The sequence below is a fragment of the Neotamlana sedimentorum genome (genome assembly GCF_000943565.1).
GTDB classification, from domain to species: domain Bacteria; phylum Bacteroidota; class Bacteroidia; order Flavobacteriales; family Flavobacteriaceae; genus Neotamlana; species Neotamlana sedimentorum.
This window is the reverse complement of record NZ_JTDW01000002.1, coordinates 251,295-272,875: the sequence shown is the minus strand read 5'-3', so window position 1 is coordinate 272,875 and position 21,581 is coordinate 251,295. Positions and strand designations below refer to the sequence as shown.

The 21,581-nt window shown below is 33.7% G+C and carries 16 protein-coding genes and 1 tRNA gene; 5 read left to right on the top strand and 12 right to left on the bottom strand.

Features of this window, described 5'->3' with window-relative positions; translation table 11 throughout:
- Positions 1-58: 58 nt before the first annotated feature.
- Both PW52_RS03545 and PW52_RS03540 read right to left on the bottom strand, forming a co-directional pair.
- Positions 59-541 (bottom strand): DUF1761 domain-containing protein, encoded by a 483-nt coding sequence (locus PW52_RS03545; protein WP_044631540.1) that lies wholly within the window; start codon positions 539-541, stop codon positions 59-61.
- A gap of 136 nt (positions 542-677) precedes the next feature.
- The gene (locus PW52_RS03540; protein WP_044631539.1) at positions 678-2,687 is read right to left on the bottom strand and encodes a glutamine--tRNA ligase/YqeY domain fusion protein; all 2,010 of its coding nucleotides are present in this window, start codon (positions 2,685-2,687) and stop codon (positions 678-680) included.
- 104 nt (positions 2,688-2,791) lie between these two features.
- Between PW52_RS03540 and PW52_RS03535 the strand changes: the two genes are divergently transcribed.
- The 4 genes from PW52_RS03535 to PW52_RS03520 all read left to right on the top strand — a co-directional run bounded on the left by PW52_RS03535 (position 2,792) and on the right by PW52_RS03520 (position 4,044).
- Positions 2,792-2,992: a zinc ribbon domain-containing protein gene (locus PW52_RS03535; RefSeq protein WP_044631538.1), complete on the top strand. Its 201-nt coding sequence runs from the start codon at positions 2,792-2,794 to the stop codon at positions 2,990-2,992.
- A 44-nt stretch (positions 2,993-3,036) separates the two neighbouring features.
- Positions 3,037-3,399 (top strand): dihydroneopterin aldolase, encoded by a 363-nt coding sequence (gene folB / locus PW52_RS03530; RefSeq protein ID WP_044631537.1) that lies wholly within the window; start codon positions 3,037-3,039, stop codon positions 3,397-3,399.
- A 51-nt stretch (positions 3,400-3,450) separates the two neighbouring features.
- A tRNA-Cys gene (locus PW52_RS03525) sits at positions 3,451-3,521 on the top strand.
- 148 nt (positions 3,522-3,669) lie between these two features.
- A complete protein-coding gene (locus tag PW52_RS03520; RefSeq protein ID WP_044631536.1) occupies positions 3,670-4,044 on the top strand; it encodes a cupin domain-containing protein in 375 nt (124 codons plus the stop codon).
- 66 nt (positions 4,045-4,110) lie between these two features.
- Here the strand turns inward: PW52_RS03520 and PW52_RS03515 are convergent, their stop codons facing one another.
- The 10 genes from PW52_RS03515 to PW52_RS03470 form a co-directional block, all read right to left on the bottom strand.
- On the bottom strand, positions 4,111-4,794 hold the full coding sequence (locus PW52_RS03515; RefSeq protein WP_044631535.1) for a LysE family translocator: 684 nt from the start codon (positions 4,792-4,794) through the stop codon (positions 4,111-4,113).
- A gap of 154 nt (positions 4,795-4,948) precedes the next feature.
- Entirely contained in the window at positions 4,949-5,725 is a 777-nt protein-coding gene (locus tag PW52_RS03510) for a glycoside hydrolase family 16 protein (protein ID WP_044631534.1), read from the bottom strand.
- Between the two features lie 3 nt (positions 5,726-5,728).
- Entirely contained in the window at positions 5,729-8,011 is a 2,283-nt protein-coding gene (gene bglX, locus PW52_RS03505) for a beta-glucosidase BglX (protein WP_044631533.1), read from the bottom strand.
- 3 nt (positions 8,012-8,014) lie between these two features.
- Positions 8,015-9,673 carry a family 16 glycosylhydrolase gene (locus PW52_RS03500; protein ID WP_044631532.1) on the bottom strand — a complete coding sequence of 553 codons (1,659 nt, stop codon included), beginning with the start codon at positions 9,671-9,673 and terminating at the stop codon, positions 8,015-8,017.
- A 13-nt stretch (positions 9,674-9,686) separates the two neighbouring features.
- Positions 9,687-11,792 carry a hypothetical protein gene (locus tag PW52_RS17030; RefSeq protein ID WP_052823369.1) on the bottom strand — a complete coding sequence of 702 codons (2,106 nt, stop codon included), beginning with the start codon at positions 11,790-11,792 and terminating at the stop codon, positions 9,687-9,689.
- A gap of 12 nt (positions 11,793-11,804) precedes the next feature.
- Positions 11,805-13,283: a RagB/SusD family nutrient uptake outer membrane protein gene (locus PW52_RS03490; RefSeq protein WP_044631531.1), complete on the bottom strand. Its 1,479-nt coding sequence runs from the start codon at positions 13,281-13,283 to the stop codon at positions 11,805-11,807.
- A gap of 10 nt (positions 13,284-13,293) precedes the next feature.
- Positions 13,294-16,308, bottom strand: a complete 3,015-nt coding sequence (locus PW52_RS03485) for a SusC/RagA family TonB-linked outer membrane protein (protein WP_044631530.1) — start codon at positions 16,306-16,308, stop codon at positions 13,294-13,296.
- 228 nt (positions 16,309-16,536) lie between these two features.
- On the bottom strand, positions 16,537-19,344 hold the full coding sequence (locus PW52_RS03480) for a helix-turn-helix and ligand-binding sensor domain-containing protein (RefSeq protein ID WP_044631529.1): 2,808 nt from the start codon (positions 19,342-19,344) through the stop codon (positions 16,537-16,539).
- Positions 19,345-19,429: 85 nt separating this feature from the next.
- Complete coding sequence (locus tag PW52_RS03475; protein WP_044631528.1) at positions 19,430-20,104, bottom strand: head GIN domain-containing protein; 675 nt, start codon at positions 20,102-20,104, stop codon at positions 19,430-19,432.
- Positions 20,105-20,202: 98 nt separating this feature from the next.
- Positions 20,203-20,496 carry a YbjQ family protein gene (locus PW52_RS03470; protein ID WP_044631527.1) on the bottom strand — a complete coding sequence of 98 codons (294 nt, stop codon included), beginning with the start codon at positions 20,494-20,496 and terminating at the stop codon, positions 20,203-20,205.
- 107 nt (positions 20,497-20,603) lie between these two features.
- Here PW52_RS03470 and PW52_RS03465 point away from each other — a divergent pair, with 107 nt between their 5' ends.
- Positions 20,604-21,443: a hypothetical protein gene (locus tag PW52_RS03465; protein WP_044631526.1), complete on the top strand. Its 840-nt coding sequence runs from the start codon at positions 20,604-20,606 to the stop codon at positions 21,441-21,443.
- Positions 21,444-21,581 lie beyond the last annotated feature (138 nt).

Here is a 21,581-nt window from a genome sequence, read left to right as displayed (position 1 = left end):
ATAAAAAAGACTGAAAATACAATTCTCAGTCTTTATTTATATGAAATAATTACAAAACTTAATGCCAACCACAAATTATTGCGCCCATAACCGCCATAGTTAAAGCCCAATAACCAGAGTTTATTAAAATATATTTTGCGCTTTTTCTTTCGAATAAAGCATTAGTTCCAAGAACGGGTAAAACAATAAAAATAGAAGCGAAAAAACCATGTAACGCACCATGACCAAAACTTCGATGAGCCGTTCCATAATCGGCCATAAAGGCATTATACGAAGGTAACGCATTTTCAATATCGCCACCAACCATTCCCATAGCACCCATTTGATGCACCGACAATGTATGCATACTCATTGCGAGTAATAAAGCAAAAATAAAGGCCAATATAAAAATTTTAGCCATGTTTGCTCCTTGCATTTTTTCTTCAGTCATATCTGCGGCTTTCATCCAAGCCGTTCCAAAGGTTTTTGGGTTATACCAAATAAAACCCAAAACCAGCGCCGAAGCTGCAGCTACCACCACAGCTAAAAAATTAATTTCCATATGTTTATTAGTTAAAGTTAGTATTTAAAGATACTTAAAAAATGGATATTAGATAAAAAAGACCTTGGTAGAATTATTCTCGATACAATTCTTCGTGCCTCAGAATTACTCGAATGGACGAAGAGTTCTAAAAAAATTAACCTATCTCTTTTGCTTGAGTTACAAGCAATTCATTTTTATCATTTAAAGCTTTTTCAATAAAACTATTAATTGCTTCGTTTTTTTCTTGGCCTTCATTTAATTTTACTTGTAAAACTAACATCGCTGCAATACGAGTTCCTACTTTTTTAACTGCCGTGTTAAATAGCGGTTCTAACTCGTCGTAGCTTACGTCCTTGGCTAATTCTAATATTTCGGCTTTAACTTTTTCTTGTTTTTCTGGCGGATAATTGGTGTATTTTTTACCTAACTGCTGCACCACATTAATTGCTTTACGTTGCTGCTGTGGCTTATTTTGTTGTGGTTTTTGATCGGTGTTTTGTTTTGGTGCTTGTTTTGCCCAACTATCGCGCAAACCAACAGTTTTATTAAATACTAAAGCGCTTGGTTTAGAATCGTCGTCTACATTAAAATAACCTAAACGTTGAAACTGGAACTGCTCGCCTACTTTAGCATCGACTAAACTTGGCTCTACAAATGCTTCAATTACTTTTAAAGAATTCGGATTTAAAAACTCCATAAAATCTTTTCCGTCGTGGCTATCTGGAGATTCATCCATAAACAAACGATCGTATTCTCTAACTTCTGCTTTTATTGCGTGTTTTATAGATACCCAATGCAACGTTCCTTTTACTTTTTTAGAAGTATCGGTATCGTAAGTACAATGCACTTCGGTAATGTTACCGTTTGCATTTTTTACAACGCTTTCTGCTTTTATAATATAGGCATTCTTCAATCTAACTTCGCCACCTAATTTTAATCTGAAATATTTACTACTTGCTTCTTCTTTAAAATCGGTTTGCTCTATATAAATTTCTTTTGAAAAAGGTACTTTTCTAGAACCAGCACTTTCGTCCTCCGGATTATTTTCGGCATCTAACCATTCTTCTTTTCCATCGGGATAATTGGTAATAACTACTTTTAATGGGTTTAAAACCGACATAACTCGTGGTGCAATTTTGTTTAAATCTTCACGAATACAAAACTCTAAAAGCGCTACATCAATTACATTTTCACGTTTAGCAACACCAACTTTATCAATAAATTGTCTTAAAGAATTTGGAGTATAACCACGACGACGTAATCCAGAAATGGTTGGCATTCGTGGGTCGTCCCAACCAGAAACCACTTTATCTTCAACCAACTTAAGCAACTTACGTTTACTCATTATGGTATAACTTAAGTTTAAACGTGCAAATTCACGTTGCTTAGGTAACATTGGGTATTCGGTTTTCGAATAATCGTAAACTTGGTCTTTAAACCAATCGTAAAGTTCGCGGTGTGGTTTAAATTCTAACGAACATAAACTGTGCGAAATTTGCTCGATATAATCACTTTCGCCATGCGTCCAATCGTACATTGGGTAAATGCACCAATCGCTTCCAGTTCTATGATGGTCTTTTTTAATAACACGATACATAATAGGGTCACGCATTAACATATTTGTATGTTGCATGTTAATTTTAGCGCGTAAAATATGTTCGCCTTCTTCAAACTCGCCATTTTTCATGCGTGTAAAAAGGTCTAAGTTTTCTTCAACAGAACGATTTCTATAAGGACCATCTACTCCTGGTTGTGTAGGTGTGCCTTTTTGTTCTGCCATAGCTTCACTAGATTGCGAATCAACATAAGCTTTACCATCTTTTATTAATTGAACAGCCCAATCATACAGCTGCTGGAAATAATCTGAAGAGTATAATTCGTTTTCCCATTGGTAACCCAACCAAGCCACATCTTTTTTAATAGCATCGACATATTCCTGTTCTTCTTTTGCCGGATTTGTATCATCGAACCTTAAATTTACAGGGGCGTTATACTTTAATCCTAAACCAAAACTAATACCAATAGCTTTAGTGTGCCCAATGTGTAAATAGCCATTTGGCTCTGGCGGAAAACGAAAACGTAGTTTATCTTTAGCTAATCCGTTAGCTAAATCTTCTTCAATAATATGCTCTATAAAGTTGAGCGATTTTGTTTCTTCAGACATATATAAACTGTACTTAATATAAAGCGTAAAATTAATGAAATTCGTAACAAAACAGAGAAAGTTAATACTAATAGTACATAAATATTAATTAAAACCTTTTAAAAATGAATTACCATTGCCCAAAGTGCGGAAATACAACCTACGAAATAGACGAAATGCGTGCTACTGGTGGGGCATTTGCCAAAATTTTTGATGTTCAAAACAAAAAATTCTCATCGGTAACATGTAAAAAATGCACCTATACCGAGTTTTATAAATCGAAAACCAGTGCATTAGGTAATATTTTCGACTTTTTTACAAACTAGAGATTCCTGCCTTTGCAGGAATGAAAAAGTATTATTTTTGCAATATGGGAATTATAAAAGTTGAAAACATTCGTGTATTTGCATATCATGGCTGTTTAAAAGAAGAAACTAAAATAGGTAGCGATTATCGTGTAGATTTAGAAGTTAAAGCGAATTTACAACCTTCGGCAAAAACCGACCAATTAAGCGATACGGTAGATTATGTTTTTTTAAATCGTATTATAAAAGAAGAAATGGCAAAACCGTCGCACCTTCTTGAAACGGTAGCAAGACGTATTTTAGATCGTATTTTTAACGAAGATAAATTAGTTAAAAAAGCAACGGTTTTGGTAAGTAAAGTTAACCCGCCAATTGGTGGCGATGTAGCTAAAGTGACCATTAAAATGACCGATAAAAGGAAAAAATAAAACTTAGGTATAAAATAGTCTTATTTTTTTTTACATTTGCACTCCAATTATGGCGTCTTGACCGAGTGGCTAGGTAGAGGTCTGCAAAACCTTGTACAGCGGTTCGAATCCGCTAGACGCCTCAAAACAAAAAGCTTTCAGTATTTCTGAAGGCTTTTTTTGTTTACAAACTTATTTAAGCACATTAGACTTTAAAAATCTAACTTTTGTCATTTTAACTTCCATAGAAATAAATTATCTTGCAAAAGAAATAACTAAAAATATAATAAAATGCAAAGATTTAGCGACAAGTACATCATTACTAAAGACATGGAATGGGAAGACCTTGGCGGTGGTGTATCTAGAAAATTCTTAGGATACGATAACCAAATAATGATGGTACAAGTAAAATTTGAAAAAGGAGCTTTAGGTTCTCCTCATAAACATTTTCATACACAAGCTACATATTGTGCTGCCGGAAAATTTGAGTTTGAAATTGATGGCGTAAAACAAATTGTTGAAGCTGGTGATGGTGTTTACATCGAGCCAAACTTATTACACAGCGCTGTTTGTTTAGAAGCTGGAATTTTAATTGATACTTTTAGCCCAGTAAGAGAAGATTTCTTAACTGGTGATGGTGTTTCTTATTTCGGAGACAAAAAATAATTACTAAAATACTGGTTTACAAGAGAAAATTCGAAAGGGTTTTCTCTTGGTAAAACCAACTTTATACTATCCGATAATAGGGTTAATTTGTTCGAACTTCTCTTTAATTAATTCCTTTTCTTTTGGAAAAAACCCTTGAACAAGCAACAAAATACCAAATGCTAAAATTACTAAAGCTATAATTTTTTTGGTTTTAAAAATAGCTCTTGGCGTGAGCTTATTTTTTAGCTTTTTAGCCACTATTATTTTTATAATATCTACTAACAAATACACTATTAAAATAGTAGATAAAAATACTATTACTCCGTTTTTAGAACTCGTTAAGCTATTTGCTAATACAATAAAAGCAACCCAACCTAATAGCACACCAATATTTATAAAATTAAGCAGGAAACCCTTTAAAAATAGCTTTCCATAGCCTTTTTTAATTTCTACTCTATGGTATTCTCGAACAATTTCTCTAAACGATTTTGATGTTTTTATAAAGGTAATAACACCATAAGCGGTTAATAAAACGCCACCAAAAATTAAAAAATTAGGATCGTCTTTAATTTTATCTAAAAGTTTATTGGTACTAAAAAAGGCAACAATAATAAATAGTATATCTGCCAGAATAACCCCAGAATCAAATATTAAAGCACTCTTTATGCCTTTAGTAGCACTAGTTTCAAGCAAAACAAAAAATACAGGCCCTATAGTAAAGGATAAAATAATACCAAAAGGAATTGCTGCTAAAATATCGTCGAACATAAATGCTGTGGTGGTTTCTTTACAAAATAAAGCTTTTTTTTAATTTAAGAGAAAGTATTTAAACTTTCATTTAACAAAAACAAAGCGAGATTGTAAAAAACAACCTCGCTAATCAAACTACAAACAAACTAAAAACTAAAGGTTTTAAGTGCTATTAATCAGAATATTTGTGTTTAAATACTTTAATATAATCTATTACGAATTCTTGCGGGAAAATAGAATCATCAACCTCTGGACCACCAAAATTACCGCCAATAGCCAAGTTTAGAATAACGTAAAACGATTGATTAAATGGCCAAATATTATCATTCTCTAATTCATCTGGCGCAAACGTGTATAACAACTTATTGTCTACAAAAAATTCAATTTTTGTTTCTGTCCAGTTAGCTGAATACACATGAAATCCTTCTTCAATCGATTCAATTTTTGTTTTTTTAGTATTAACCGTGTTTCCATGGCTATCCCGGGTATGCAACGAATTAAAAATTTTATGCGGTTCTTTACCCACATATTCCAAAATGTCTATTTCACCACATTTCGGCCAGCCCACCTTATCAATATTACTACCTAACATCCAAAAAGCTGGCCACAAGCCTTTACCAACAGGTAATTTAGCTCTAGCTTCAATTTTGCCATATTTAAATTGAAATTTATTTTTGGTTGTTATTCTTGTTGAAGAATACACCGAATCTTCATGTTTTGCAGTAATAGTAAGTAAACCATTTTCCACCTTATGATTGGTTTTTGTATACTCTTGAAGCTCATTGTTTCCCCAACCACAAATATTTGGACAACCATTACCTAACTCGAAATTCCAAACTGATTCATTTAAAGTATTTCCATCAAAATTTTCTTCCCATAATAATTCTGTATCCTGACCTTTATAAGAAAAAATACTTAGAAAAAGAACAATAACTAAACTTGGTTTCATCTTTTATAACGTAAAATTGTTTTCTAAAGCAGTGTTAGAACTTCCACCAACAAACACTGTAAAATCTCCAGGTTCTACAACATAGTCGCCTGAATTATTATAAAAACCAAGTTCATTTTCGGTTAATGTTACAGTAATTTGCTTTGTTTCACCAGGGTGTAATTCAACTAATTCAAAGCCTTTTAATTCTTTTACAGGGCGAGTTACACTTGCAAACAAATCGCGAATGTAAACCTGAGCTACTTCCTTACCTTTTAAACTTCCTGTGTTTTTTAAATTGAAAGATACCTCAACTTCATTTTCACTTTTAACAGTTACATTTAAGTTAGAATATTGAAACGTTGTATAACTTAAACCATGACCAAACGGATACAGCGGTGTATTACTCACGTCGGTATAATGCGACCAAAACACACTATTTGGTTCGTTTGCTGTTGGCCTTCCAGTATTTTTATAGTTGTAATATATAGGCACTTGCCCTACACTTCTTGGAAACGTCATTGGTAACTTTCCGCTAGGGTTATAATCGCCATACAAAACTTGAGCAATAGCATTACCACTTTGCGTTCCTAAATGCCATGCTTCAACAATAGTTGGAATGTGAGCATCTGCCCACGGAATAGTTAGCGGACGACCATTGTTTAACACTAAAACGATATTTTTATTAACTGCATAAACAGCTTCTAACAATTCTTGTTGAACACCTGGTAAACCTAATTCTGATCTGCTTCGAGCCTCACCACTTTGAAAAGCATGTTCACCTAAAACCATGACAACTATATCTACATTTTTAGCCGTTGAAACAGCTTTACTAAACTCACTTTTATCAGTTGTATTAATGTTTAATTCAAAAGGAAAAGAAGCGTCTCCAGTAATAACATTAGCACCTTTTGCGTAACTAATTTTGTTATTAGGATAGTGTTTCATGCCTTCTAAAAAAGATACCGCTGTACCATCCTCTGCTCCTATTCTCCAACTTCCTAACGGACTTGTTTTATCGTTAGCCAAAGCTCCTATTACGGCTATATTTTGACCTTCTTTTTCTAATGGAAGTATATTATTTTCATTTTTTAAAAGCACAATAGATTTTTTAGCCATATCTAGAACAGCATCGTGTATTTGTTGGCTTCCCGTTACTTCTTTTTCACGCTCTAAATTGCAATATTTATAAGGATCGTCAAATAAACCTAACTCGAATTTTACGCGTAAAATGCGTTTAACCGCATCATTTATTAAATCTTCTGAAACTTTACCTTCGTTAACCAAATTTGCTAATTCTGTAACATAAGCATAAGATTCCATATCCATATCTGACCCTGCAGTAGCAGATAATTCTGCTGCCTGTTTTTTATCTTTTGCAAAACCATGATTAACCATTTCTATCATAGAGCCCCAATCGGAAATAACGAAACCATCAAAATTCCATTTTCCTTTTAAAATATCACGTTGTAAATAACTATTTCCTGTTGCTGGAACACCGTTAAGCTCATTAAAAGAATTCATAAAGGTTCTCACGTTTGCATTTACAGCGGCTTCAAATGGAGGAAAAATAATATTGTTTAAAGTAGATGTACCAACATCGACTGTATTGTAATCTCTACCAGCCTCTGCAAAACCATATCCTGCCCAATGTTTTGCACATGCGGCTATGGTATGCTCTAAACCTAAATCTACACCTTGAAACCCTTCTATTCTGGCCACACCTATTTTAGAACCTAAAAACGGATCTTCGCCAGCGCCTTCCATAACACGACCCCAGCGGGCATCGCGAGAAATATCAACCATTGGCGCAAAGGTCCAGTTTATACCTGCTGCAGAAGCTTCAAGTGCTGCAACTTCGGCGGATTTTTTAATAGCTTCCAAATCCCAACTAGCAGATTCTGCCAACGGAATTGGGCTTAAGGTTTTAAAACCATGAATAACATCGAAACCTATTATAAGAGGAATGCCCAATCGGGTTTCTTCAACCGCTATTTTTTGTACAGCACGAACGTTTTCAACTCCGGTTACATTAAGCATAGAGCCTACATAACCTTTACGCAAATGTTCATACTTTTTAGCGGCATCTCCATTATCTGGAGTAGGTCCAGTAACATCCCAAAAACCATTGTATTGGTTCATTTGTCCTATTTTCTCTTCTAATGTCATTTTAGAAAGTAAATCTTCAACTTTACTCTCTATGTTTGAAGAAACTGAACTGTTTTCATCCTTTATGACCTCCTGATTTTTACCACAACTTAAAGCTGTAAATAAAATTAGGAGCGTGTATATTTTTAATTGTTTCATATCTTATTGATAAACTCTTACATAATCAATTTCCATAGTGTCTTGCGTAAATGCCGGATCAATGGTTCCTCCTAAAGTACCGCCCATAGCTACATTTAAAATCATGAAGAAGTCGGCATTAAAAGCAGAATCTGATGTATTTGCCCAACTTAAAAACACGGTATCATCAACTAAAACTTTTATGGCAGTTGAAGTCCACTCAACAGTATAATTATGAAATTCTGTTGTTGAAGTTTCGTTCGATGTTTCTTCGGTAATAGCATCGCCTGCAGAATTTCCAGGAAAATGTAAAGCAGCAGAAGTATTAAATTTATCTTGACCGGTTTGTTCCATAATATCTATTTCTCCACACGTTGGCCATCCAACTGTATCGAAATTTGCTCCAAGCATCCAAATAGCTGGCCATGTACCTTGTGCCGCTGGTAATTTTGCTCTTACTTCTACTCTTCCATAGGTGAATTCTTGTAAATCTTGAGATTTTAATCGGGCAGAAGTATAGCCACCAGAACCATCGGCTCTAGCTGTAATTTTAAGTAAACCATCTTCAACAATAACATTTTCGACATTGTTGGTGTAAGTTTGTACTTCGTTATTTCCCCAACCGCCTGCACCCAAATCGTAGGTCCATTTTGTAGCATCGGGTGTACCAGGTATATCAAATTCGTCTTGCCAAACCAAATTGGTAAAAACAGTTTCAAATGTATTATCTGCTGGACTTGTTTGAAATTTATGATACCATGCTAAACCAGAATCGTTTGCATCTAAAGTTCTAACATATAATTCGGTATCGGATACTGAAATAACATCGTAAACAGAAGAACCAACATAGTAACCCATAAATCCACCTTCGGCAATATTCATAGCCGTTCCGCGTGCTGCAAAATCAGGATCGGGAACAGTAGTCCAATCGGTTAATGATGGTGCTAAAGACACAATTTTAGCTCCAGAAGTATCGTAAGCAAAACAGGCATCTTCACCAGCATTTTCACCAACTATTCCTTGGTGTCCTGCATTAAAGAATGTAAATCCGTTATTATCTAATTCGTAAGTTAGTTGTCCGTTAGCATCTAAAGTAAAAGTTAACTCATCGTCGCATAAACAAGCGCTAATGTCGTCTTCACATTTTTCAAAAGGTTGTGCTGCATACCATTTTGGATACCAAAACCCTTCAGCATCCACACCAATATTTCCAGGACCAACACCTAAATGAGCAGCTTCAGAAGAAGCTAAGTACCACGTTTTAGACGAACCACCCGAAAGTAATTGTTTTAATTCTGGATCGTCAAAATCACTTCGTACAGTTATTTCCATAGCCGTACTAGACGATAAACCACCAGTACCAATAGCATTTACCACAACAGTATAAGTATTCGTACCTACATTAGTAAAACGATGTGTTACTACTCCTGACGGCGCCACTTCGCTTAAACCATCGCCAAAATCGAACTTATAACTAACGGCATTATTTGCCGTTGCAATTAAATTTACAAATCCGCTACCATCACCATCTGGATTATCAGTATCTGCACCAACAATTTCGGCCGTAATTTCAACAGTATTTGGTGCTGTAATATCTCCAATTGTGGCATCATCTTCTTGACAATTAAAAACTACTAATGCCAATGAAAGTATGATTGTAATTTTATATTTTATATTTTTCATTTTTCTTAAATTTTTAAATTCTTACCAGTTTGTATTGCCAAAAAACGCCAGCACCAGATTCAATATAAACCGACATGGTATTATTATCGATAAACGTGGCATTATAAACTACAGAAGCAGGGGTATCTACAGGATTACTCAATTCACCGCTATTAACAGCCTTAGCTAATCCTATAAAAGCACCTAATCCGTTTAAAGTTATTGTTCCAGTACTGTCATCGTAAGTAAAAGTTGCAGGGTTAGAACCATCGTGCGGAGCTATTGGTGCTCCACAAGAATCGCTGCCACCTTGCCAACCTTCGGTCCAGGTTTCGCTACCTAAATTATTTGTAAAAGAGCCATCGGTTCCAAATACATAAGTATCGTCGTAATAACACGCTCTTGCACTTACACAATCGGCATCACAATTCCACCAACCAATATCTCCAACCGCAGGACCAACACCTAAAGCCCCAGCCTCTTCGGCTAATTTCCAAGTACCTACAACTGGCGAAACCACTGCACCATCTCTAACTAATTTATATTGCCAGAATACACCTGCACCCGCTTCGATATAAACAGAAATAGTATTAGCATCTATAAAATCAACATTATAAGTTACCGAAGCTGGAGCATCTGCCGGATTACTTAATTCACCAGAATTAACAGCTTTTGCAAGCCCTATAAATGCCCCTGTGCCATTAAGAGTAACTGTTCCTGCAGTTTCATTATAAACATAAGTTGCAGTGTTAGAACCATCGTGTGGTGCTATTGGTGCTCCACAAGAATCGCTACCACCTTGCCAACCTTCGGTCCAGGTTTCGCTACCTAAATTATTTGTAAAAGAGCCATCGGTTCCAAATACATAAGTATCGTCGTAATAACAGGCTCTTAAATCGACACAATCGGCATCACAATTCCACCAACCAATATCTCCTACCGCAGGACCAACACCTAAAGCTCCAGCTTCTTGCGCTAGTTTCCATGTTCCAGCTAAACCAGTTGAAACCATAGTTGGCTCCTTATAGAAATAAATATTATCTATAAAAACAGTACCAGAAGCCCAAGGATCGCCTACGAATTTTAATTGGAAAATTTCGGTAACAGTAAGTCCTTGATCTGTATAATCTGAAATAGGAATTTCAATACTAGTCCACTCACCTGCTGTTAACGCAGAAACTACAGGAGCTTCGGTTACGGTTCCTCCTGCGTTGTTAATAAGTGAGGTTTCAATAGTATTAATGCCTTCAGCTGTCCAAACATCAAGGTGCAGATATTCCATACCTGATAGATCCACTGAAGTACCATCTGCTAAAGCAATACCTTGGTAACTTAAATTAATGTATTGCAGCATGGTATCGCCATTTAAATCGAATTCTGCCCATCCGCTACCTTGTCCTGCTTGTCCCCAATCTGGGAAATAATTTGTGCCTTCTACATTGGTGTAAGCCCCACTATAAATAGAAATAACATCTTCTGTATTACGAGACAATGGCGTTGGCGCCGAATTTAAAGGCTGAAGAATAGCCGTAACCTCAAACTCTTCGGTATATTCGGTAGTTGCAATTGCGGCACTTTTTGATACCACACGAATAGTATAAGTACCAGCCTCTTGATACACATACGACACACTTTCGCCATTATTGGCAGAAACCGGATCGTCGTTTCCAGCTTCGCCAAAATACACATCGTACATGGTTGCAAAATCGGCGGTTGCTGTAATATTAACTTGCTTTGATATGGCTGCATCATTCTCGATAGTAACGACTAAGTTTTCTGGAGCTCTAAAAGACACTATTACTTGTTGTGTTACTGTAGTTGTTAAACCATTTATACCTGTACCTGTAATTGATGCTTCGTAAGTGCCCTCGGTATAGGTATGTTCAACACTATCTCCTGGTTCAATTTCGTTTGATGTTCCCGAACCATCTCCATAATCAATTACAAAACTAATAGCGCCTTCACCAAGTGGTGTTAGCGTTACTAAGCCTGTATTATCTTGCGTTACGGTAACAGCTGCCGAAATGTTTGACGGTGCCTCTATGTTATCTACATAATTGGTATTATCGTCTTCCTGAACACAACTCGCTAAGAATAATGCTATCAGGCAAAATTTAAATATATGTTTTAATGAATTCATAGTCTTGTTTTTTTAGTAGTTTGGATTTTGTTCCCAGTTTCCATTAGAAAATTGAATTTCTTCAAAGGGAATAGGAAAAACTTCGTGTTTACCAGCGGTAAATCCATCAATTTCTTGAGCTGCTTTTTCGGTTCTTACCAAATCGAAAAAACGATGCCCTTCACCTACCAATTCTACACGACGTTCGTGAGCAATAGCATCGGTTAAAGCTGCTCCTGTTGAAGTAACCTCATGATTGTTATCTCCAAAAGCTCTGGCACGAACCCGGTTTAAAAACTGTTGTGCTTTGGTATCGTCTATATCTCCACGATTATAAGCTTCGGCTGCCATTAATAATACATCGGCAAAACGAATGGCTCTGTAGTTATTAGGATTTGTAAGGTTTTGATCGCCTGTATTTAAATCGCCTTTACGGGCAATATATTTACGGTTATAATACCCTGTATGTTCGAAACCCGTACCAAATGTAGCGGCATTTAAAGCTGCCCAATTTTCAATATCTAAAATAGCTACATCTTTACGTAAATCGTCGGCTTCAAAAGCATCAACCACTTCTTGAGTTGGTACATTAAAACTAAAACCAGAATCGAAAAACGGACCAGAATAATTACGAATACCGTTAAAACCAACAGCAACATTACCTTCGCTACATTGTAAACAATCGAAACCAGCACCTTCGGCATCAGAATATTGTACTTCGAAAACAGATTCTATATTATTTTCACCTTCGTTTTCGAAAATAGTATCGTAATCGGTAACCAAATCATAAGGTCCGTTTTCAATTAAATTATTCAAAACACTGGCAGCTTCAGAAAATTTATCCTGATACAAATAGGCTTTTCCTAATAGTGCTTGAGCCGATCCTTTTGTTGCTCTTCCAATTTGAGGTGCCGTATAGTTTAAGTTATCGATAGCATATTTTAAATCGGCTTCAATTAAAGCATACACATCGGTTACAGAAGCGCGTGGTAAACTAGTTTCATCGCCAATTTGAAAACGTGTTTCTTTTAAGGGAATTGGACCAAACCATTTTACTAATTCAAAATAATAATAAGCTCTTAAAAATCGCGCTTCACCAATAATGATTTCTCTACCATCAAAATCAGTTTTATCTTGAAATTCTAGGATAAAATTAGCTCGATTAACACCGGCATACATCCAATCCCAAAGGTTTTTAAGTTGACTATTTACAGGCGTATGAATCATATCATCAATTTGTTGCCAACCAATAACATCGGTAGCACTTTCGCCACCACATAAGGTATTATCGGAAGCTATTTCGCCTAAAATAACATTGAGATATGTAGATTGTAACAAATCGTAAGCACCAACAAGGGCTTGATAATAATCGTCTTCGGAATTAAAATAATTCTCGGAATCTATACTATAACGATCTACCTCTTCAAGGTAAGAATCACCGCAAGAATTAGCACCAAAAAGTACTAAAACAAGCAGTATACTTTTAACTGTTTTATTTATATATATTTTCATGATGCTTGTATTAAATTGATAAGTTTAAACCAATGATAAATTGTCTTGAAATAGGATAAAATCCATAATCGATACCACCACCAATAGCGTCTCCATTGGTTGCAGCAGGGTCGTAACCATTGTATTTAGTAAAAGTAAAAGCGTTATTTACAGAAGCATATAAACGGAATTTACTCATGCCTAACTTTTCGATTACAGCATTGGGTAAAGAATACCCTAATTGGATGTTTTGAATTCTTAAGAATGAAGAATCTTCAACATAAAAATCGGAAAACAATTTATTGGTAGTTCCAGCCGTTGTAGCACGCGGTACGGTATTACTTGTACCCTCGCCTGTCCATCGATTTAAATACAGATTTAAACGATTTACATTAGGCTGATCGCGTTCGTAGTTTCGTACAGTTTCTTTACCTAATTCGGCATACATGTAAGCTCCAAAATCGAAGTTTTTATAATTGAAACTTAAGTTAAGCCCCATAATATAATCGGCCACTGGTTTACCTAAATACGTTCTGTCGTCGATAGTAATTTCGCCATCGCCATTAACATCAACAAAACGAATATCGCCAGGAGAAGCCTCGGCACCTAATCCAGATTGCGAAGGATGCGCATCGACTACGGCTTGATTTTGAAAAATACCATCGGTTTTTAATCCGTAGAAATAACCAATAGGCTGCCCAACTTCCATTCTAGCAATGGCAGGTTGCCCAACACTAAACGAACCACCTTCGGACACAATATTGTTGTTAACCGCTGTAACTTCACCATCAATTTTAGTAACATTATAACTTAACCCAAACGAAACATCGTCACTAATAAATTGTTTATAATTTAAAAATAACTCCACCCCTTTATTTCTTGTTGTACCAGCATTAACGGTTGGCAAACCAGCACCAGGAGCACTACCACCAATAATTCCTGAAATTGGAAAATCTCCAATTAATAAATCGTTTCTATCTTCAACAAAATAATCGGCAACAATTTCAAGTTTGTTATCAAATAAATTTAAATCTAAACCAATATCTAATTTTTCGGCAGTTTCCCAACTAGCATCAGCATTAGGTATTCTACCATTTGCTGTTCCAGTAACCAAAGCACCATCGAAAACATAAGTAGCTTCACCACTTAATAAAGCTCGATATAAATCTTCCCCTACATTATTACCAAGCGTACCGTAACTGGCACGAAGTTTTAAAAAGTTGATTGTTTTTGAATCTTTTAAAAAGTTTTCATCGGAAACTTTCCAACCTGCAGTAGCCGAATAAAAATAATCGATTCGGTTTTCTGGTGCGAAATCTGAAGATCCATCACGACGAATCATTGCCGATAATAAATATTTACTATTGTAATCGTACTGTAATCTTCCGAAATATGATGATAAACGCGTATCGTAAATGTATGAGCTTGTAGATTTTGCTTCGCTTAAACCATTGGCTAAAGAAATATCGGCAAATTCCCAAGAATTATTAGGTACATCGAAACCAGTGGCTTGTAAATTATCGCCCCAAGCGCGTTGTGAACTAGTACCCAAAGTAAAAGTTGTATTATGATTTTCACCAAAACCCTTGTTGTATGTAGCAAAGGTATCCCAAGTATAGGAATTATTGGTGTTTTTAGTTTGTGTTACACTGCTACGGTCGTTATTAAACACTTTACCCGAACCGTAATTTACAATAGGAGCAAAGGTTTTATTTGTGTCGTTGTAGGCTTTTAAACCAATACGTGAGGTAATGGTTAAACCTTCGATAGGTTCGTAATCAGCTTGAAAGGTTCCTTCAATAGAACTTCCTTTATAGTCGTTAAAGGTATTTGCTATTTGAGATAAAGGATTCACTACTTCGTTTCCTAAAAATCCACTAGTATCTTCTTGATTTAGACTATAGGTTGGTGCATAATTTAAAGCGTTGAATAATGGTGTTCCCAAAGCATTTTCGCCAATTGTAGCACGATTATTAGCAAAGTAGTTTGCCGAAGTTGTAAATTTTAATTTATCGGAAACATCGAAACTTAATTTAATTTTGGCATTGGCACGTTGAAAATTAGATTTATCGCTTGCAATAATACCATCTTGCTCTAAAATAGAACCACCAAAATAATAAGTGCTTTTTTCTCCACCACCGGTTACGGATAAACTATGGCTTGTAATAGGCGCACTTTCGAATAATTGATCTTGCCAATCGACACCAACACCTAAGCCACTTACATTTGGATATGGTAAGGCTTGCCCATTGGCCGCATAACTTTCGTTTAAAATTAAAGCGTATTCTGTAGCATTTAAATATGGTAATTTTCTAGTGGTTTCTTGTATACCCGTATAACCCGTGTAGTTAATTTTAACTTTCGCATTTTTCTTACCAGATTTTGTGGTAACTAACACCACACCGTTAGCGCCTTGAATACCATAAATAGCCGCTTGCGCATCTTTTAAAATGGTAAACGTTTCAATATCACTTGGGTTAATAGAGTTTAAATCGCCTTTATAACCATCGATAATTACTAACGGCCCATTATTAAGGTTGGAACTAACTCCACGAATTAAAATATTAAAATTACCACCAGGAGAACCCGAAGGAGCCGTAACCGAAACTCCGGCAGATGTACCTTGAAGGGCTTGAGCGGCATCGATAGGTTTTAAATCTTCTAATGTTTCGGCAGAAACTGTAGAAACAGCTCCTGTAACATCTTTTTTCTTTTGTGTACCATAACCAACAACTACAACTTCATCAAGTTGCGATACATCTTCTTTTAATGTAATGGTTAGGTTTTTACTGTCTGTAATAACTATTTCTTTAGTAATATAACCAATAAAACTTACTGTAATAGTTGCACCAATTTTAGCTTTACTTAGTGTAAAATTACCATCAAAATCTGTGGTAGTTCCATTGTTTGTTTCTTTAATAATGATATTGGCACCAGGAACAGGTAAACCGGTTTCATCTTGAACTGTACCGCTCAAATTGGTAGTTTGAGCATAGGACAATACACATAAGAAAAAGGCTAAACATTTAATTAGCGTGTGTCTCATAAAAATTTAGTTTTAGTTTGAAATAAAATTACAAAAGACGTTTTAGGTATTATTAAAAAACACCTCAACAAAAAACATACATCGTAAAAAAAATATAAAAATATTATTAATTATATAATTTTAACTTGTTATAGGCTTTAAATAAAGGAATTTAATGAAACACTAAAAAAAGACAAAAAAGGTGTATGTTGTGGTGTTGTATAGGTAAAAATTAAATTTGTATAGTAACTATACGCTTAAAATATAATTGGTTAAACTGGCTTCGTGCTTTAAATTCATCTTTTTTCGCAATCGGTAACGTTTTACTTCAACACTTCGAGGAGAAATATTAAGTAATGGCGCAATTTCTTTTGAAGCTAAATTTAAACGCAAATAGGCACATAAACGTAAATCGTTTGAGGTGAGTTCTGGATGCAGTTGTTTTATTTTTTTAAGGAAATTTTTATCGGCGTTATTAAAAGCTTCTTCAAACAAATGCCAATCGTCTGTATTATTAATATTCTTATCAATAATATTAATTACTCGTTTTATAGATTTAACATCGTTTACATTTTGAAGTTCTTTTTTAAGATTATTTAAAAACTCATTTTTCTTGATTAAGTTCATGGTAGAAATACCAAGTTCACGGTTTTTATTTTCAATATCTTGTTGCAGTTTATCGTTTTTAAATCGAGTTAATTGTTCTTTATTTTCAAGTTCTTTTAATTCTAGTTCACGTTGTTTTTTAATAATTAATTTTTTCTGTTGCTTTTTAAAACTTCGCTTATATTGGTTGTGCATAAACCAAGAAAATAACAGCACCATAACACCATAACAAATCATCATGGTATTAGAAATATACCAAGGTCGTTGTATCGTAAAACTATATGTTTCGGTATTGGTAGAAGGTGTACTTCCTATTTTGGCGCGTACTTTAAAAGTATAGTTTCCATGCGGTAAATTTTCGAAAAATTCTTCGGGTTTTTTACTCCATTTACTCCAAGTGTTTTGAATGCCTTCTAATTGATATTGATACTCGGCTAAAGCATATTTTTGATATTCTGGAACACTAAAAGTAAATCGAATATTATTATTAGCGTATTTAAACTTTTGCGCTTTACTAGTGTTTACAAAAATTAATGAATCGTTTCTATTTTTAAAAGCACTATTAATGACTCTATTTAAATAAACTTTAAATGGTTTTTGCTTTACCTGTTCTAAATTAAAAATAATATAGCCTGTAGAATTACCATAAAGGAATTTATTTTGTTCTAAGTGTGTTATATTCTCGTAACCTGCTACATCATTTCTAGAATGACTTGGTATAGCAATATGATTTATTTTTGGCGTATTACTAAGTTTACTACTCGCCATGTAACTTAAACCAGAAACCGAAGTTGCCCAAAGTTTATTCGTTTGGTTATCGACAATAAGTTTACCAGAAATATACTCTTCTTTATTAAAAAGCTGACTAAAAATAGAATCACGCTCGAAAGATTTATCGGTTTTATTATACTTATAAACGCCACTAATTTGGGAATAATAAATGTTGTTTTCGTACTTAATTAAACTGGTTTTTAGGCCGGTTTCAATAGCTTCTTGCGAAATTTTAACTGCTTCGTTAAGTGCATTATTAAGGGTAATATTAAACACTCCTTTATATTCATGACTTACAAAAACATTTTTACTATTAAGCACTTCAAAATAACGACTAGAAATATTAAAGCCTTTAATTTTATTACGAAGTTTCCAAGTATTTTTACCTTTTTCTAAAAGATATAAACCAGTATAATTACCTTGAATTAATAAACTATCGTTAAGTTTTTTAATATTCCAAGTTCCTTGTACATTCAAAATTAAATTAGCCTGATTTTTACTAACTAAAAATGTGCCTGAATTATGACCACAAAATAACTGATTATCAATTATATTTAAACACCAAACAGCACCTTGAGTTCCGTTTATAAACTTAAAATCTTCGTTACTTTTATATCGTTTATAAAACAACCCCTGGTTAGTACCAATGTATAAGTAATTATCATGTAAAACTGAAGCATTAACAGCTCCAATATGGCCTTCGGTGTCATTATAAATACTAAAAGGTGATTTTATATTGATGCAGTTAATACCGTTTTCTAAGCCTAACCAAATGTTATTTTCAACATCTTCAAAAACCGATAAAACCGTATTATTACTTAAACCAGATTTTTGATTGATTTTATGAAGAATTTCGCCAGTAGATGATAAAAGTAAAATACCATCGGAAATACTTCCTAATACAAAACTTCCATCTTTTAATTTTTTACTACTGTAAATGCGTAATTTTTCTAAAGAACTACTTGCAGGAATTTGCCATGGCAATATTTCATTATTTTCTAAATAGTAAAAACCATTATCCTCGGTTAAAAAAAACAATTTATTATTTTTCTTAAAAACATTAACCAGTAAATTTTGCTTGATAATGTTATGGTTTGAAACTAAACGTGCTTCACCATTTACTATTTCGAATAAACCATTGGTTAACTTTTGAAAATAAATAGAATCGTCGACCTTAAACAAACGATAAATAGTGTCTTGAGAATTTATTATAGAATAACTTTTATTTTTAGTATTGTAAATATAAATTCTGTTAAGGGATTGAAACAGAACATAATCGTCTATACCAATAATATTCCATAACTCTTCATCTTCTAAAAATGGAATGTTTAATTGTTGAGATAAAGATGTATATTTTAAATTTCCATAATTATCGCGTTTCCAAAGTCCGAACTCTCTAAAACTACCAGTATAAATAACGTTGTTTATAACCGCTACCGATCGGATAATCGTTTTATTTGGCGAAGCATAAACACGCCATTTTGCGCCATTAAATTCTAATAAACCTTTATTATTAGCAATAAAAATAGATTGATTCTTGGCTTGAGAAATAGACCAATTTTGATTTTCGGCACCATATTGCGATGGTGTAAAAATTTGAATAGGCGGGCGTTCCTGAGCTGTAACTATTAAAAAAGAATATATTACAGCTACAAAACTTAAAAATTTAGTTAGCTTCAACGGTAAAATTTAGTTTGTTGTATAGCTAAATTACTAAAAATAAGCTTTACAAGCACTCGTGTATAGGTGTTGTAAAGCTTAAAAGTTAATCTATACGCTTTATGCTACCACCAAAAATTTTACTTTCGTTAACTGTTTCTGGATTACCATAAATAAATATTTCGCCTCCAGCTCTAACTTTAGCGTCTACTGATTTTGAGGCTTTTACATATGCCGAACCAGCAGCATTAATTGATACTTTAGCTTTTTCGGATGCTAATTCTTTACCATGATATTCGCCACCTGTTAATAAAGAAATATCTTGACTTTTAGAAGTTCCTAACACTTCAACCACACCACCAGTTACCGCTTTAACATTGGTAAACGACACATCTACAGGTATTTTAATTATACCACCTTCTTGTGCATTAAAATCTATTTCAAATTGTTTTATTGTATCGTTTGAAGTTACTGTAGCGCCTTCATTTACATCAATAATATCAACGTTGGTGTAGTACAATTTTACTTTAGTTTGGTTTCCTTCAAACGATTCACCCAACTTCATTTTTATTTTTAAAGTACCGTTTTTGTTTACAATTACAACATCGTCTTTATTATCGCCTGTAATTTCAACTTTATCTTGGTCTGCTTTAACAAGTTCTACGTTTATTAAATCGTAAACTTTAAGTTCTTTAAATTCTCCAACCGTTTTTTCAATAACATTTTGAGAAAATAAGTTTACAGTAATAAATAATACAAGTGTTTTAACTAAGGTTTTCATTTTAAATTTTAAAAATTTTAAATTCTACTTTTTTATAATTTACGTAAAGGAATCAATAATTGTTCCATTACCTAAAAACTTTAGCAAAACATTATAATTTATTCTACTTTCACAGCAGTACCTGTCACCGAAATAAAAAAATATGCGCTCGATTCGGTTTCCATATCTACACTAATACCAACAATAGCATTAGCTTGCAACTGTACAGCATTTACTTTTAGTTTTTGAAATGCTTCTTCTTTAGCTTTATCTATAGCCTCAGAAAACAATTTTAAATTCTTCTCGGTTTTAAATGAAAACGAGGTTTTTATATTGCTAGAAATACCAGAAACAATTCCTAAATAATCAACAATTTTATGGCCTTCAATATTAGGTGTTGTAGTTAAAATCATGTTTATCTATTTTATTTACTTATTAGTATTTAAAAGATTGTTAAAGTTACATATAAAACATAGCTAACCGTTTATTTAGTTATATTTTTATACAAAAAATAATAGTTATGATTACAAAAAATTACTTTTCGGCTGTAATGCTATCGAGTTTGCTTGCTTTATCGTGTAATAACAAAGTCAAGACAGAAAAAACAGAAATTAAACAAACTACAGAAACTCCAAAACAAACCTTTAAAAATAAAGGACACGAATTGGTTTATAACCTGGTACAAACCGTTGGAAATTACAAAACACTTCGCGCAAAAAAAGATGTTGTTTACACTTATACTTACCAAACTCCTGATGGTAAAAAAGATGTATCGACAGAAAAATACATATTTAATGGCGAACTTTCGTATGGAAAATATGAACAACACGAAAGAACTTTACCCTATTTAAAAGGCGTTCTAGAACAAGGTTACGACGGAAAAAACTATTGGTTAAAACATGAAGGTGACCCAATTAACGACGAAACGGCTTTAAAACGTGTTGCATTTAATAGACCTACCAATTTTTATTGGTTTACTATGTTTCAAAAATTATTAGATCCAGGTTTAATTTACGACTATTTAGGCGATACTGTTATAAACGAAACCAATTACCAAATTGTAAAAGTATCGTTTGAAACTAAAAACGATAAACCAACCGATATTTATCAGCTTTACATTAATAAAGAAACTCAATTAGTAGACCAATTTTTATTTACTGTTGCCGATTTTGGTGTTATGGAAACACCTTTTTTAATGACTTTAGAATACGAAAAGATTGATGATCTATTAATACCAACAACTCGTAAGTATAAAAAATCTACTTGGGATGCAACTGTTTCTCAAGATCCTTGGATACTTGTAAACTGGAGCAATATTAAATTTAATAACGGATTAACTACCGAACAATTTAATATGTAAACAAAACCATTCGAAATAAACTATATTATATTTTAAAACTATAATTTAACAAAAATATATAAATTTAAATGTATATTATTTCTTTCATTATAGCGAAAATTAATAGTTTTTGGTTAAAATGCTTCTAGCTTCCTTCTA

Bases quoted from the DNA above. Each gene is read 5' to 3' on its own strand.
- PW52_RS03540 (WP_044631539.1), bottom strand. From the start codon at position 2,687: ATGTCTGAAGAAACAAAATCGCTCAACTTTATAGAGCATATTATTGAA.
- folB (WP_044631537.1), top strand. From the start codon at position 3,037: ATGGGAATTATAAAAGTTGAAAACATTCGTGTATTTGCATATCATGGC.
- PW52_RS03520 (WP_044631536.1), top strand. From the start codon at position 3,670: ATGCAAAGATTTAGCGACAAGTACATCATTACTAAAGACATGGAATGG.
- PW52_RS03510 (WP_044631534.1), bottom strand. From the start codon at position 5,725: ATGAAACCAAGTTTAGTTATTGTTCTTTTTCTAAGTATTTTTTCTTAT.
- PW52_RS17030 (WP_052823369.1), bottom strand. From the start codon at position 11,792: ATGAATTCATTAAAACATATATTTAAATTTTGCCTGATAGCATTATTC.
- PW52_RS03545 (WP_044631540.1), bottom strand. From the start codon at position 541: ATGGAAATTAATTTTTTAGCTGTGGTGGTAGCTGCAGCTTCGGCGCTG.
- bglX (WP_044631533.1), bottom strand. From the start codon at position 8,011: ATGAAACAATTAAAAATATACACGCTCCTAATTTTATTTACAGCTTTA.
- PW52_RS03535 (WP_044631538.1), top strand. From the start codon at position 2,792: ATGAATTACCATTGCCCAAAGTGCGGAAATACAACCTACGAAATAGAC.
- PW52_RS03500 (WP_044631532.1), bottom strand. From the start codon at position 9,673: ATGAAAAATATAAAATATAAAATTACAATCATACTTTCATTGGCATTA.
- PW52_RS03515 (WP_044631535.1), bottom strand. From the start codon at position 4,794: ATGTTCGACGATATTTTAGCAGCAATTCCTTTTGGTATTATTTTATCC.
- PW52_RS03485 (WP_044631530.1), bottom strand. From the start codon at position 16,308: ATGAGACACACGCTAATTAAATGTTTAGCCTTTTTCTTATGTGTATTG.
- PW52_RS03475 (WP_044631528.1), bottom strand. From the start codon at position 20,104: ATGAAAACCTTAGTTAAAACACTTGTATTATTTATTACTGTAAACTTA.
- PW52_RS03470 (WP_044631527.1), bottom strand. From the start codon at position 20,496: ATGATTTTAACTACAACACCTAATATTGAAGGCCATAAAATTGTTGAT.
- PW52_RS03490 (WP_044631531.1), bottom strand. From the start codon at position 13,283: ATGAAAATATATATAAATAAAACAGTTAAAAGTATACTGCTTGTTTTA.
- PW52_RS03465 (WP_044631526.1), top strand. From the start codon at position 20,604: ATGATTACAAAAAATTACTTTTCGGCTGTAATGCTATCGAGTTTGCTT.